The 12,085-nt window shown below is 31.1% G+C and carries 16 protein-coding genes; 7 read left to right on the top strand and 9 right to left on the bottom strand.

Features of this window, described 5'->3' with window-relative positions; all coding sequences use genetic code 11:
• Positions 1 to 116: 116 nt before the first annotated feature.
• From C4F50_RS21940 to C4F50_RS21930, 3 genes are all read left to right on the top strand, one after another.
• Positions 117 to 524 carry a helix-turn-helix domain-containing protein gene (locus tag C4F50_RS21940; protein ID WP_194140800.1) on the top strand — a complete coding sequence of 136 codons (408 nt, stop codon included), beginning with the start codon at positions 117 to 119 and terminating at the stop codon, positions 522 to 524.
• A gap of 363 nt (positions 525 to 887) precedes the next feature.
• Positions 888 to 1,886: a hypothetical protein gene (locus tag C4F50_RS21935; protein WP_194140799.1), complete on the top strand. Its 999-nt coding sequence runs from the start codon at positions 888 to 890 to the stop codon at positions 1,884 to 1,886.
• A gap of 145 nt (positions 1,887 to 2,031) precedes the next feature.
• On the top strand, positions 2,032 to 2,934 hold the full coding sequence (locus C4F50_RS21930) for an alpha/beta hydrolase family protein (RefSeq protein ID WP_194140798.1): 903 nt from the start codon (positions 2,032 to 2,034) through the stop codon (positions 2,932 to 2,934).
• Between the two features lie 30 nt (positions 2,935 to 2,964).
• Here the strand turns inward: C4F50_RS21930 and C4F50_RS21925 are convergent, their stop codons facing one another.
• Both C4F50_RS21925 and C4F50_RS21920 read right to left on the bottom strand, forming a co-directional pair.
• A complete protein-coding gene (locus C4F50_RS21925) occupies positions 2,965 to 3,327 on the bottom strand; it encodes a MerR family transcriptional regulator (RefSeq protein WP_194140797.1) in 363 nt (120 codons plus the stop codon).
• A 320-nt stretch (positions 3,328 to 3,647) separates the two neighbouring features.
• Positions 3,648 to 4,259, bottom strand: coding sequence for a hypothetical protein (locus C4F50_RS21920; RefSeq protein ID WP_194140796.1), 612 nt, complete (start codon positions 4,257 to 4,259; stop codon positions 3,648 to 3,650).
• Positions 4,260 to 4,492: 233 nt separating this feature from the next.
• Here C4F50_RS21920 and C4F50_RS21915 point away from each other — a divergent pair, with 233 nt between their 5' ends.
• The gene (locus C4F50_RS21915) at positions 4,493 to 4,879 is read left to right on the top strand and encodes a VOC family protein (RefSeq protein ID WP_194140795.1); all 387 of its coding nucleotides are present in this window, start codon (positions 4,493 to 4,495) and stop codon (positions 4,877 to 4,879) included.
• 307 nt (positions 4,880 to 5,186) lie between these two features.
• Positions 5,187 to 5,567 carry a hypothetical protein gene (locus tag C4F50_RS21910; protein WP_228012113.1) on the top strand — a complete coding sequence of 127 codons (381 nt, stop codon included), beginning with the start codon at positions 5,187 to 5,189 and terminating at the stop codon, positions 5,565 to 5,567.
• 54 nt (positions 5,568 to 5,621) lie between these two features.
• On the opposite strand, the gene C4F50_RS21905 is transcribed toward C4F50_RS21910, so the two are convergent.
• The 5 genes from C4F50_RS21905 to C4F50_RS21885 form a co-directional block, all read right to left on the bottom strand.
• Positions 5,622 to 6,146, bottom strand: a complete 525-nt coding sequence (locus C4F50_RS21905; protein ID WP_194140793.1) for a hypothetical protein — start codon at positions 6,144 to 6,146, stop codon at positions 5,622 to 5,624.
• Positions 6,147 to 6,151: 5 nt separating this feature from the next.
• Complete coding sequence (locus tag C4F50_RS21900; RefSeq protein ID WP_194140792.1) at positions 6,152 to 6,868, bottom strand: DUF6882 domain-containing protein; 717 nt, start codon at positions 6,866 to 6,868, stop codon at positions 6,152 to 6,154.
• Between the two features lie 74 nt (positions 6,869 to 6,942).
• A complete protein-coding gene (locus C4F50_RS21895) occupies positions 6,943 to 7,434 on the bottom strand; it encodes a hypothetical protein (RefSeq protein WP_194140791.1) in 492 nt (163 codons plus the stop codon).
• A 27-nt stretch (positions 7,435 to 7,461) separates the two neighbouring features.
• Entirely contained in the window at positions 7,462 to 7,974 is a 513-nt protein-coding gene (locus tag C4F50_RS21890; protein ID WP_194140790.1) for an alpha-ketoglutarate-dependent dioxygenase AlkB, read from the bottom strand.
• 45 nt (positions 7,975 to 8,019) lie between these two features.
• Positions 8,020 to 9,117, bottom strand: coding sequence for an acyltransferase family protein (locus C4F50_RS21885; RefSeq protein WP_194140789.1), 1,098 nt, complete (start codon positions 9,115 to 9,117; stop codon positions 8,020 to 8,022).
• Positions 9,118 to 9,296: 179 nt separating this feature from the next.
• On the opposite strand from C4F50_RS21885, the gene C4F50_RS21880 reads away from it, so the two are divergent.
• Positions 9,297 to 9,821 (top strand): hypothetical protein, encoded by a 525-nt coding sequence (locus C4F50_RS21880; RefSeq protein ID WP_194140788.1) that lies wholly within the window; start codon positions 9,297 to 9,299, stop codon positions 9,819 to 9,821.
• A 22-nt stretch (positions 9,822 to 9,843) separates the two neighbouring features.
• Here the strand turns inward: C4F50_RS21880 and lpxA are convergent, their stop codons facing one another.
• Both lpxA and C4F50_RS21870 read right to left on the bottom strand, forming a co-directional pair.
• Positions 9,844 to 10,635, bottom strand: coding sequence for an acyl-ACP--UDP-N-acetylglucosamine O-acyltransferase (lpxA, locus tag C4F50_RS21875; protein ID WP_194140787.1), 792 nt, complete (start codon positions 10,633 to 10,635; stop codon positions 9,844 to 9,846).
• A gap of 64 nt (positions 10,636 to 10,699) precedes the next feature.
• Positions 10,700 to 11,263, bottom strand: coding sequence for a Crp/Fnr family transcriptional regulator (locus tag C4F50_RS21870; RefSeq protein WP_194140786.1), 564 nt, complete (start codon positions 11,261 to 11,263; stop codon positions 10,700 to 10,702).
• Positions 11,264 to 11,505: 242 nt separating this feature from the next.
• Here C4F50_RS21870 and C4F50_RS21865 point away from each other — a divergent pair, with 242 nt between their 5' ends.
• Complete coding sequence (locus C4F50_RS21865; RefSeq protein ID WP_194140785.1) at positions 11,506 to 11,940, top strand: hypothetical protein; 435 nt, start codon at positions 11,506 to 11,508, stop codon at positions 11,938 to 11,940.
• Positions 11,941 to 12,085: the final 145 nt, after the last annotated feature.

Genomic DNA, 12,085 nt, shown 5'->3' with positions numbered 1-12,085 from the left:
TCCAAAGTCAATTGATTTTGGAGTTTTTTCTTTTATATAATATTGTATCTTACAAATTCAAGCCTGTTAATTACAAAATCTAAAAAAATCTCATGAATTTTAAATATCTTTGAATTATGAGCACACTATCAAAACCAAAACATATCGGAAGAAATATAAGCCGCATTCGCGAACTTCGTGATATGAAACAGGAAGCATTGGCGCAGGCAATGGGAACTAATCAGCAAGCTATTTCTGTTCTTGAAAACAGCGAGACAATTGACGATGCAAAACTAGAAGAAGTTGCAAAAGCTCTTGGCGTAACTGCTGAAGGAATTAAAAACTTTTCAGAAGAAGCCGTTTTGAACATTATTAGCAGTCATGATGACTCAACACTAAATAGTACAATTAATATCCAGCCAACCTTCAACCCACTTGATAAAGTTGTAGAACTTTACGAGGAAAAGGAAAAACTTTACGAACGCTTAATCCAAGCTGAAAAAGATAAAGTTGAATATCTCGAAAAAATAGTAAAAGGAAAATAACCTTTTAAGCATAAAAAACTCCATTAGAAATAATGGAGTTTTTTGGATCATGCGCAAAGCTGGAGATCAGGCAAAAAAATTAGATAATCTGAACAAGAAAAAGCCTGTCTTCCTTACTTCTCTAAATCGGCTTTTAAATACTTTTATTTTGCATTAAAATGTTCTGCCAAAGCACTTGTGCTTATGTGCTCCTTACAAAAATTGAGGCGTTTTGTTTTTCTTGAGTACAAAACATTATTTTCTAAAAATAAATCTCACTATAAAAAACTTTCATCACAGTATTCCTTTTTTGCGTAGTATTGTATAACACAAAAACATTTATAAACTGCAGACATTTTCATTTTTTACAGGCATTTAGAAAATATGAAATCACAGAACAAAAAAACAGTAATTATCGCCATATATTTTTTAAGTTTATTAAGTTCATATGCTCAAAATGACATTAATAAGTTATTCTTAAATCTACCTCTAGAAGCAAGCAGAGATACTATCTACTCTGCAATTAAAAAATATGGATTTATAGAAAAAAAGTCCAATGGAATTGTAACCCGAGATGACGAAATCGTTAAAACATTTTTTGGTTATTTAGATCCAAAAACATCCAAAAACACTGTAGCAGACAGCATCTACGTTGAATTAACAACAGGAAGCGTCTCTACACTAAATGAAAAACATTACCACGATTTATTAACTCTGCGGTGTCATTATCATTTTTCAAATCCCAGAGCAGCTAAAATTTTTTATAGAGATCAGAATATAGAAATAGAAAAAATAAACTCTCAAAAACTACTGCGTTACCAAAATTATATTGATAATTTAAAACCAGGAACTATCGCAAATTTTAACGACGCTGAAGACGGCAAGAATGTTTCTATTGCGTTTACAAGAAAAAAACCTGGATATATTGTGGTCACTTTAGAATATCAAAGATATGAAGGAGAAAAAAAAATCTTTCGCCAATTTAGACCGAAGAAAGAATTAGTGTTTCGAGAAATAGAACCAAAGAATTTATTTAATTATAATAATGTAGAACAAGTTCCGGTTACAAAGAAATGCTCGAACAAAAATGATAAATCTAAAAAATGTTTTATTGAAAGCATCTGGAAACACATTTCTTATGATGTATATTTTGAAGATTACAATCTAACTCCTGGAGACCATCGAATTGGTTTAAATTTTATCATTACCAAAAATAATGAAATCGTCAACATCAAAGTATCGCACAAAAACCAAAAGCTTTGTGAAGACGTTGCGCAAAGTATAAGCGAAATAAAAATTCTAGAACCAGCTGTCAACAATGGAATAAAAGTCGACTTTTTATTTAATTTCCCCCTAACTTTTCACTGGTCAGTAAAACTTTAAATTTTCTAGGAGAATGAGTTATATACAGAAAAAGACGTCAGACTGTTATGAGGCAAAATTTAATCACTAGTCAACGCAGTCATTACATACACATTAAAACACTATTAGTAAGGACAATTCAAAACGTTTTTAAATTAAACCCAAAATGAACAATAACTTTTTCTCCAACGTACTCGTTTGTTTACTATTAATAGTTTTACCAGAAATAGTATTTTCTCAATCTTTTGACTTTACCATTCAAGACGTAAAATTTGAAAGTCAAGGAATCACTCTTGCAGGTTCCATTTTAATGCCTAAAAAACCATTTGCAGCCGTTGTAATTGTTCATGGATCTGATCCTGTAAAAAGAGAAATAGAGTTCGCAAAACGTCTTGCCAAAGAAGGCATTGCTGTACTAACCTATGACAAACGCGGAGTGGGAGAATCTGGAGGCGTTTATGCAGGCCCAACTGTGGGAACAAATAATATTGACACTACCAATCTTAATTTATTATCTCAAGATGCAAATGCAGCGGTAAACACGTTTCAAAGTCATTTGAAAAATAAAAAATTACCAATCGGATTAGTTGGTTTTAGTCAGGCAGGATGGATAATGCCGATTGCTGCAAGTAAAAATCCACAAATAGATTTTATGGTTTTATTTAGCTGTCCAACTATTACAACTCTAGAGCAGCTTCGCTTTCAGTTTTATACCAACGGAAACAATCATTTTTGGGAAAATCATACCGATTCAGATGCCCGTGAACACACTAAAAATGATCCAGACAGGTATCAATTTACTGCGACCGATCCAAAAACTTCCCTGAACACGCTTTCCATTCCTGGGCTTTGGCTTTTTGGAGAAAAAGACATACAGATACCTGTAAAATTATGCATTGAACAGTTAAACACTTTAAAATCTCAAGGCAAACCTTTCGAATACACTTTGTTTCCTAAATTAGGCCACAATACTGTCTCTGACAATGACACAACACCTTTTGATATTTCAGTTCAATGGATAAAGCAGAAAGATTTTAAAAGCAAGAAACTTAAAACATCAAATAATTAGAAAGAAACACTTTCTTATTTTTAAAAAAGCCTAATTCTCATCATTCTGCAGTTTTTCGCAAACTTTTTCAAGAAGCTTTCTGGTCTGTTTGAAATATTTTATTTTATTATCAATCTCTTTTATTTTGGTTTGAAAAAGCTCCAGCGTTTCGGGTTTCGAATCGATACTTTCGAACCAAGCGGTCAATATCTTTTTGATTTCTGCTAAAGTAAAACCAACTTCCTTTGCTTCTATAATAATTTCTAGTCGCTCAACCACATTATCATCATAATGTTTGTAATTATTAGATTTCACCTTTTCATTAGACAATCCCTCGATCATTCCTAAGTTTTCATAATATCTGATCGTATGAATTGATAACCCCGTCCTTTTTGATAATTCGTTTATTAACATAGCTTTACTTTTAATATAAAAACAATAAAGTATAGAGTATAGTCTATACTTACATCTTGTAAATATAGAAATTATTTTTGCTTTTCTAGATTTTAAAACATTAGAAATGAGACGCAAAATAATTTTAACAAGAGGAAGCACAAACGAAATCGAATCTAACGGCCTAAAAACCAAAATAAAAACCTGTTTTTAATCTTCTTAATTTCAAGGAAAACCAAATAATGTTTCGCAATTTAAAATTAGAATCAGAACAGTTTTGTGTGTTTACTGGAATTATATAGGACAGGAAAGAATATTGAATCAAACAAAAATCTACCTTATCAAATCCTTTTTAATTCCCAATTTCGTACAATATAGTAATTCCAAATTCCTTTCTGGATCGTAATTTCTACTTGATAGTCTTTCGGGCTGCGGTTACGATTTTCTCGATTCATTTCAGAATCAACACTAAAGACTTCTGTTCGGTTATTAAATTCAAAAGAAACATCTGGATTTTTCTTGGTATAAAAGCCTGTTACGTTACAGCTTATTATCTCAATCTTGCTTTTTTCTGCAGCTCTTTTATTTAAATAATTCCATGTTACAGTTGCAATTTGACCAAAGCTCAAATAAGAAACTATAACACCTTGCAATAAATAAAATCCTATCACATAGATTCTAGCATACGTGTCTTTAACACTTAAATATGCTCTAAGTAAAAATGCTCTTCTATAAATTCCAAAAAATAATATTCCAATAATTACAGATACACAAAAAACGTAAATAACATATCTTACATCGTGTCCAATCGTACTCTTTTCAAAAAAAACATAGTAAAAAATAAAAAAAAACAGGGACAAGATTAGGAGAGAATAGTGTATTTGCTCTCTCTTTTTCTCTTTGTTATTAAACTTTTTTCGTTCTAATTTCTTTAATTTTCTTTTATCTCTCAAATTTTTAATATCAAAATTGATTTCTGTTTTAAATATCTAAATACTATTTAGCTTGTGGGTTAGCTAAAGTAGCAATAATTTTATGTTGATTTGTTTTATATTTATAGCTAAATAATAATCTACTGATTATGATTTACTTTAAAAAACAAAACATATAAACAACACTGATTAAAAAAAGAAATATAGGATTTTAAATTACGCTAAGCTGATAAGTAATACAAAATGAAAACACTATGACTGAAAACACGACTTCTATAAAACCCTTTTTAAGTGTAAACGACGGCATAAAAGCTGTTGACTTTTATGTTTCGGCTTTTGGAGCCGTTGAATCTAAAAGATTTGAACTTGAAAAGAATAAAATATCATCGGTTATTAAAATAGAAAATGCCGTATTCTATCTGAGTGACGAAGCGCCTTGCAATGGCACTTTAAGTTCTGATTTGACTATTAATCCGCCAATTCGAATCATTTTGGAAACCAAAAACGCTGATACAATATTTGAAAAAGCTCTAAAATTTGGCGCTGTAGAAATCTGCCCGATGACAACTGAAGAAGATTGGAGAATCGGAAAATTGAAAGATCCTTTTGGACACATTTGGGAAATTGGATATTCTTTTTAACAACTATTGTAAAAAAATACCTATTATATCCAAAATCAATTATCTTCGAATTGAACAGATTTAATTTACCTTTTTTGGGAATAGCGATTAATTTTATCTTTGACAACAGCTTAAAATTAAAGCGATATCAAATATCAGTATTTTATAAAGTAAAAATCGCTTATAAAAATGAACAACTTAGAATTAAACTTAAAAAAAGCCACTGCACAATTATTAGAGATGGCGCAAAATTCTTGTTGGAATAAAATTTCTGAAAATACTGTATTTATCATTTCTGAAATTACAAATGAGCACCCAAATTTTTTCGATGCAAGAAAAGCCCGAAAAAAAAGCAAACGATAAAAAAACACCAAGATCTCTTGCTGAAGTTTCCGCTGCATTAAATGAAATTTATAAAAATCTGTACGACATCAATTTATACATTTATAAAAGCAAAAGGAAAAGTACGATTATCGAGATTCAGTATTATCCAAAATCGAGATTGGATATTGATTTTTATGAAACTAGTAAAGATCGAGATCCTATGATACATTCTAAAATTGGAATTCCGCCTTATGCATCCGACAAAAAAAGAAAATACGATGTCAATTGGGAACTAGGCGGTATGCGCTATCAGTGGAATTCGTTTTTATACTCCCTAAAATTTAGAATAAAATACCATAACCGAATAACTGCAAAAGATTTTTAAGTTACTATCATCTTTGCTTCCGGCTAAAACTTACTTTTATTTATTTTTAAAAATCTACACGAGTCCAATTTGAGGAAAAACAATTTCTTTGATATATTCCAGTATGTTTTCTTCACAAGCTTTAATCCTGTCTTTCAATCGAATCAGTTCAGGACGAATTACAGCCGCACGTTGCTCTCTTTTTATATTTTCTTCAAAAGAATATTCATCTGAAGGCTCCGTATTGTCATACAACAGTACACAAAGTGCTTCCAGAAGTTTTTCTATTTTACGTTTCAGATATTTATTTTCTTCAATCGAAGATAAAATTAATGGCAGATAATCCATTTCTGCCAAGATTATTTCTTCGTCCTGTTCGTTCAAATATAACTTTTCATTACAACCCCATAGATCTAAAATTTCCTTATCAATAGCAACAAATGATTTTGATAAAGAATAAAAGGCTGTTGATTGGCAATTTGAACATGCTTTATTCCAGATTGCTCTCAAATTAAGCTCAAAAGCACATTCAATTTTTGTAAGTTCAATAATATCTTCGTTTCTGCAGTCTTTACAGGTCCGGATTAGTTGATAATTCAAATTATTTAACCGTTTAATTTAGTAAGTCTTTCAAGTTCGTCAAATTCGGCCGTAATTGTTTCATCGTTTTTAGAAGCAGTCAGTTTTTTTCCATTTTCTGAAATAGTATACCCTTTGTCTTTCAAATAATACGTCAAGGCTTTATTATGATTGACCTCATACTGCGAAATAAGCTGCGGAAAAACAGTCATTATTCTTAAATGATTATCGGTTCTTGTTTTTTCAATTTCGTTACTTTTTATCGTTACTACCATTGCACCTTGTCCATAATCACAAATATAATAAGCACTAGAATTATGAATCCCAGACGCAACAAGTCCCATTAAATGCAATTCTTCAGCTGTAAAACCGAAAGTATCATTTTTTAAAAGATCAATCTGATTTTCTTCTCCATATTTTTTCAACGCTAAAGCATCCTGAATAATACTTTCTGGAAGTCCCGATTGCGTATTTGCCCAAGCCCAAAGCCAGGTTTGAGAAGAATGCGAAATGGTACCTAAAACCTGAATAGGAAAAACAAACTCATCGCCGAAACTAATTGCTGCGTTAGCAATATTAATATTCCAATTGTTATCGCCGATAATATCTCCAAAATGAAGTTGTTTGTCTAATACAATTCCGCCGTATCTTTCGATAAGTTCTTTTTCCGATTGAAATTGTTTTCGACTTTCTTGTGGTTTTGCTTTTTCGGTTTGACCGAATATTTTATCAAATAATCCCATAATTAAATTTCTTTTTTTTAGGTTAACGAATGATATTTAAACTTTTTAATTAGTCTCAACTGACTACACAATTTTCAGCTCCTTTTTCTCTTTTGATTATACATCAAATTGTATTCTTTCTTTTTATTCTTATACTTTTTTCTCTTTTTAAATTTGAAATAATAGTAATAAGAGAGTATAATTACGATAAGCGATATCAACATTAATAAATCAAAAACGCCATAATAGCTATCCACTTTTTTTCCATTAACAGACAGCACTTTTGCATTTGTCTCATTGATATACAAATTTTTGAAAACAATGCTGTCACCTGTTTGAATATTGTAATCTAAAGTTTCGTAAGCTGTTAGAAATAGTTTCTTTTTATCATTATTGATTTCAAATTCATACGCGTTCAAATTTCGCCCATTAGAAAAAACCGTTTGAAGATTGACTTTTGAAACTTTTCCAATTCTTATATCACTTTGATCATAAAATCTAATATTATTAAAAGTCGTCAAAAATGCAGTAGTAAAAACTACAACTGCAATCAGGTTTAAAAAAATATTAGCAATATAGAATCTCAAAATTTTAAACGATTATAAAAATTTAAACTACAAGATTTGTCTAAAAGTCAAACTTATCCTCCCATTTTCTGTATCCGATTTTGGAATGGCGTGCTGCCAAGAATCTTGAATTTCCTGTGTCATATAAATCAAACTTCCAGACGTTAGTTCGTAAGAAACAAATTCTTCCGGGTTTTCAATGTTTCTAAACTTAAGCGTTCTCGTTTCTCCAATAGAGACAATTGCAATACCGGTATTTTTTTCTAAAATATCAGTTTGATCAGAATGATAGCCCATTTTAGATTTTCCGTCTTCATAATAATTAATCAAACAATTATTGGCTTCAAATCCGATTATTGGTTTTAACTGCTGTATTATATTTTGCAGTTCTGGTAAAAATTCTTGATACGGATATTCAATTTGAGAATAATTATAAGCTTTTCCAAAACTTGCTGTTTTACGTGCGGTCATTCTTCCGTCCCATTTTACAGTCGTTGTTAAGAGATCAAACAAATGATCTGGATTTTGGATGAAATTTTCTATATGCGTTACCCCATTCATTAGGCTCTATTTTTTAAATTTTTATTTTTAAATCAAATACTTTGCTTAGTTCTTTATCGATTTTTTAATCCACTTATCCGCTAAATATTTCCTAATCGGAATATCGTACAATACCATTACCAAATAAGCAAACACAACTAATACTACAATTGAAGACCCCACAATAAAAACAAGATGCGTACTATCTGGTTTTTGACTGATATAATAATTACCGAACATCCATAAAACGGCATAATGCGTCATGTACAACGGATACGAAATTTTACCCGAAAAGACACAAATCTTTTCTAAACCTGATGATAAGACAGCCCCAGCTCCCAAAGAAATCAATAACGGAAAATAGAACAAAACAACAAGAGGTTCAGATAACCAATTCCATTCTGAGAAAGGCATCACAAAAGCCAAAAGCAACAAAAGGGTCAAACCAAAAAAGCCTAATTTATTTTTGATAATCCAGTTAGAACGATAAATAAGTAATCCCGCCAGAAAAGAATAAGAGATTCGTGCGCAGCCGTCCCAAAAAGTCGGACCGCTCCAGCCTCCTAATAAATTACCCGAATTATAAGCTACAAAACAAATGGTTGCTGCAGAAAGCAAAGTAAGCAAAAACAGAAAACCACGTTTAATTCTAGACAATGCAAACGCATATACTATATTGGCTATATACTCCCAAAATAAAGACCAGGCTGGCGCATTAAAACTAAACAAATTAAAACCTCTGTCGGCTATAACCGGCAGCGGAATAAGAAATAAGGAGCACAAAAAAGTTAGAAAAATTTTGCTCTTACTATACAATTCCAAATGCCCTCCAAAAGGATCAAATAAAAATGCCAGCAAACCCAAAACCGATCCAGCCACCACCAACGGATGCAGCCTGATGATTCTGGAAACAAAAAATTTCCAGATTCCCATTTTTGCAATTCGATCATCATAGGCATAACCAATTACAAAACCCGAAAGACAAAAAAAGAAATCGACAGCAAGAAAACCATGACCGATAAAATTTTTACTCGGATCTGTATAGATCCATTCCATAAAATGAAATACAACTACAGCCAATGCTGCAACACCGCGTAAACCGTCAAGAATTTCAAAATGTTGTTTGGTCCGCAGGATTATGGCAGGTTTTTCATTTAAATCCATACTAATATAAAATCTTCAAATTAAGTTTAGTGTAAAATAATAGCGTTTTGGGTTTTGTTGCAAATTATAGAAATTAATAATGAAATCAAACGTCTTTCTTACGGTTTAATAATCTATAACTCTGCAAAAAATATTATGCTCAAAAAATCGTACATTCGTTAAAGCTTAAAAGTCTGGACATGTCTAAAATCACTAAAGCAATCAAAAAGTTTTTTATAAATAATATGATAGAGAAAACCCAAAGATCTACTCATTTTATGGATAAAAGATACGGTGAAAAAGTAGTGGTTAAAACAAGCATTAAGTCTATTTTAGGTTTGCTCTTTCTATCTCTTTTTGGCACTTTTTGCATTTTTAATTACATGCCAAATCAAAACAACAAATTACTTATTTTCTTATTCTGTGCAGCGATTATTCTATATCCTGTATACCTTCTTTTTCAGCCAGAAATAAAACTAATTTTAACAAAGGACGGAATATCTTTTGGTAATAATCCCCAATTATTTAAATGGGACGAAATACAAGAAACAACTATCGAAGTTAGAGATCCTAATGATGTTGCCGAAAGCTATCGCTTATTAGTGAAATTACAAACAAATGAAATAAGAAAAACAGCGTTGGACAATCTCAATTTTTCTGCAGAAGAAATATCTCATATGGTTGAATATTTTAAAGCAAAGGAAAAAATCAGAGATGAATATTGAACAGCATCTTTCATTCCTGTTTTTACTGTAAACCTGGATTTATTTTTTCCAGTCCTTTCAAAATTCCTCTTTCAGAACATTTAATAAAACTCAAAATTTGGTTTCTTTCTCGAGTTTCTTCAAAATCTCTTTCAACAATTTCAATCGCTGCACTTGTATTTCTGCCTTTTTCAAAAATAACCTGATAAATAGCTTTTAGTTCCAAAATTTTATCCGAGCTAAATCCTCTCCTTCTTAAACCAATACTATTTAATCCCATATAACGCAACGGTTCTTTCGCGGCAGTTATAAAAGGAGGAATGTCTTTCACAATTTTGCTTAAACCACTTATCATCGAATGATCTCCAATTCTCGAAAACTGATGTATTGCTGTCAAACCACTAATATTTACCCAATTTCCAACATGAACTTCTCCTGCTACTCCAACACTAAAACCAATTATATTATTATCTCCAATAAAAGAATCATGACCGATATGAGCATTTGACATGATTAAATTTCCATTTCCAATAATTGTACATCCTTTTGATCGTGTACCGCGGTTTATTGTAACAAATTCCCTTATGATATTTTGATCTCCGATCTGCAATACAGAATATTCTCCATCGAATTTGAGATCTTGAGGTATACCGCCCAAAACACAGTTGGAATGAATTTGGCAATTATTTCCAATCGTAGTTCCATTCAAAATAGTAACATTATTTCCGATCCGGGTATTTTCCCCAATTGTAACGCCGCTTTCTATACAAGAAAAATTTCCTATTACTACATTGCTTCCTATTTCTGCTTCTTTGCTTATTAAAGTATTTTGCATCAATTCAATAATTTTATTAGGTGCAAAACTGCAGTAAAACCAGCATATATTTTTTGATGTAATGTCAAATAATTGAAGCGCGAATACGGCTTAAAGTTTCTTGACTAACGCCAATAAACGATGCTATATGTTTTAATTTAGCTTTTTTCACAATCTCTGGGAAAGATTGCAGCAAAAAAACATATTTTTCCTGAGCCGTCATATGCGTAAAAATATGGTGGAATTCATTTAGCTTAGACAAATAAAGCCGAAGAAGCTTTATATGAAATTTAGCAAAAAGAGGCTGATCCAATAATTTCAATTCATCTTTATAAGAAAGAGAATACACTATGGTAACATCGCTGGCAACAATAATTTCAGAAGAAGGCTTTTGTTCAAAATAACTGCTTAAAGAAGTACAAAATTGATTGTTTGTATAAATCCACTTGATAATTTCCTCTCCATTTTCGACACAAACCCTTCTTAGTAAACCTGATTTAATAAAATAAATTTTATCACATATTGTACCGTGGTTTAGGAGAATCTCTTCCTTACCAAATTTTTCTTCAACAAAATAAAATTTAATAAGTTCTCTTGTTTCATTGTCTAATTCTTGAAAACCCTCAATTACGTTTAATAATGTTCTCATTCTACAGATTAAGTTGGCTGAAACAAATATATAAGGAATAAAACAAAAAAGAACTAAAAACAGCATTTAAAGCTCTTTTATCAGCTCAACAAGTCTAAACCTCTAGAACAAGTAAGAAGAGCTCAAATCGAATCCGAATAACGTTAATATACTGTTTAATATATGGCATAGAATTAGCTTAATTAAAACGTAATAAAATTTTCCACCACTACTGCTATAAACAAATTACAAACGATACCATTATGAGCTTGATACAAAGAAATGCATTGTTATGTATATTCATCTTAATCTTCCAAAATACAGAAGCAAAAAACGCTCAACCAAAAATAAAAGACCATTGCCTGGAAGAAAATATTAAAATAGTAACAGAGCTCAAATTAAGATATAAATATTTCTTTTTTAGACGAACAAGCCATAAAAAGGTAAAAAGAATTGACAAAGTTGTTAATCAAAATGGAAAAGTAATCATGAAAATTGTAATGAAATCAACGGAAACCAATGATTACTCTTGGTTTCGAAAATTTCATAGAGTCGTGATCATAGGAGAAGAGATTCATGAAGCCACCATTTTAGTTAATAAAGAAAAAGGAAAACTTACTATTTACAACTTTTGCGGTGAAAAAATAAAGGAACAAAATTTAAAGGCAGAAGAATTATATGAAAAATATAGATTTTAAAGATTATTTATTGGAGCCTTTCCTCCGGACCGGGCTGTGCGTTAGCAGACAACGTTAGCGCGGATTTGCAATCCGTGCCCGCAAAAGCGAGCCGGCAACTATTTTAACGCAAAAATAAAAGTTTTTAGAAGGCAGAGGCGTAAGA

This window comes from Flavobacterium hungaricum, assembly GCF_015182285.1.
Lineage (GTDB): Bacteria > Bacteroidota > Bacteroidia > Flavobacteriales > Flavobacteriaceae > Flavobacterium > Flavobacterium hungaricum.
This window is presented reverse-complemented; position numbering and strand designations above follow the sequence as displayed.

Excerpts from the sequence above, each read along its gene's own strand:
- C4F50_RS21940 (WP_194140800.1), top strand. The coding sequence starts at position 117 with ATGAGCACACTATCAAAACCAAAACATATCGGAAGAAATATAAGCCGC.
- C4F50_RS21935 (WP_194140799.1), top strand. The coding sequence starts at position 888 with ATGAAATCACAGAACAAAAAAACAGTAATTATCGCCATATATTTTTTA.
- C4F50_RS21930 (WP_194140798.1), top strand. The coding sequence starts at position 2,032 with ATGAACAATAACTTTTTCTCCAACGTACTCGTTTGTTTACTATTAATA.
- C4F50_RS21925 (WP_194140797.1), bottom strand. The coding sequence starts at position 3,327 with ATGTTAATAAACGAATTATCAAAAAGGACGGGGTTATCAATTCATACG.
- C4F50_RS21915 (WP_194140795.1), top strand. The coding sequence starts at position 4,493 with ATGACTGAAAACACGACTTCTATAAAACCCTTTTTAAGTGTAAACGAC.
- C4F50_RS21910 (WP_228012113.1), top strand. The coding sequence starts at position 5,187 with ATGCAAGAAAAGCCCGAAAAAAAAGCAAACGATAAAAAAACACCAAGA.
- C4F50_RS21900 (WP_194140792.1), bottom strand. The coding sequence starts at position 6,868 with ATGGGATTATTTGATAAAATATTCGGTCAAACCGAAAAAGCAAAACCA.
- C4F50_RS21890 (WP_194140790.1), bottom strand. The coding sequence starts at position 7,974 with ATGAATGGGGTAACGCATATAGAAAATTTCATCCAAAATCCAGATCAT.
- C4F50_RS21885 (WP_194140789.1), bottom strand. The coding sequence starts at position 9,117 with ATGGATTTAAATGAAAAACCTGCCATAATCCTGCGGACCAAACAACAT.
- C4F50_RS21880 (WP_194140788.1), top strand. The coding sequence starts at position 9,297 with ATGTCTAAAATCACTAAAGCAATCAAAAAGTTTTTTATAAATAATATG.
- lpxA (WP_194140787.1), bottom strand. The coding sequence starts at position 10,635 with ATGCAAAATACTTTAATAAGCAAAGAAGCAGAAATAGGAAGCAATGTA.
- C4F50_RS21870 (WP_194140786.1), bottom strand. The coding sequence starts at position 11,263 with ATGAGAACATTATTAAACGTAATTGAGGGTTTTCAAGAATTAGACAAT.
- C4F50_RS21865 (WP_194140785.1), top strand. The coding sequence starts at position 11,506 with ATGAGCTTGATACAAAGAAATGCATTGTTATGTATATTCATCTTAATC.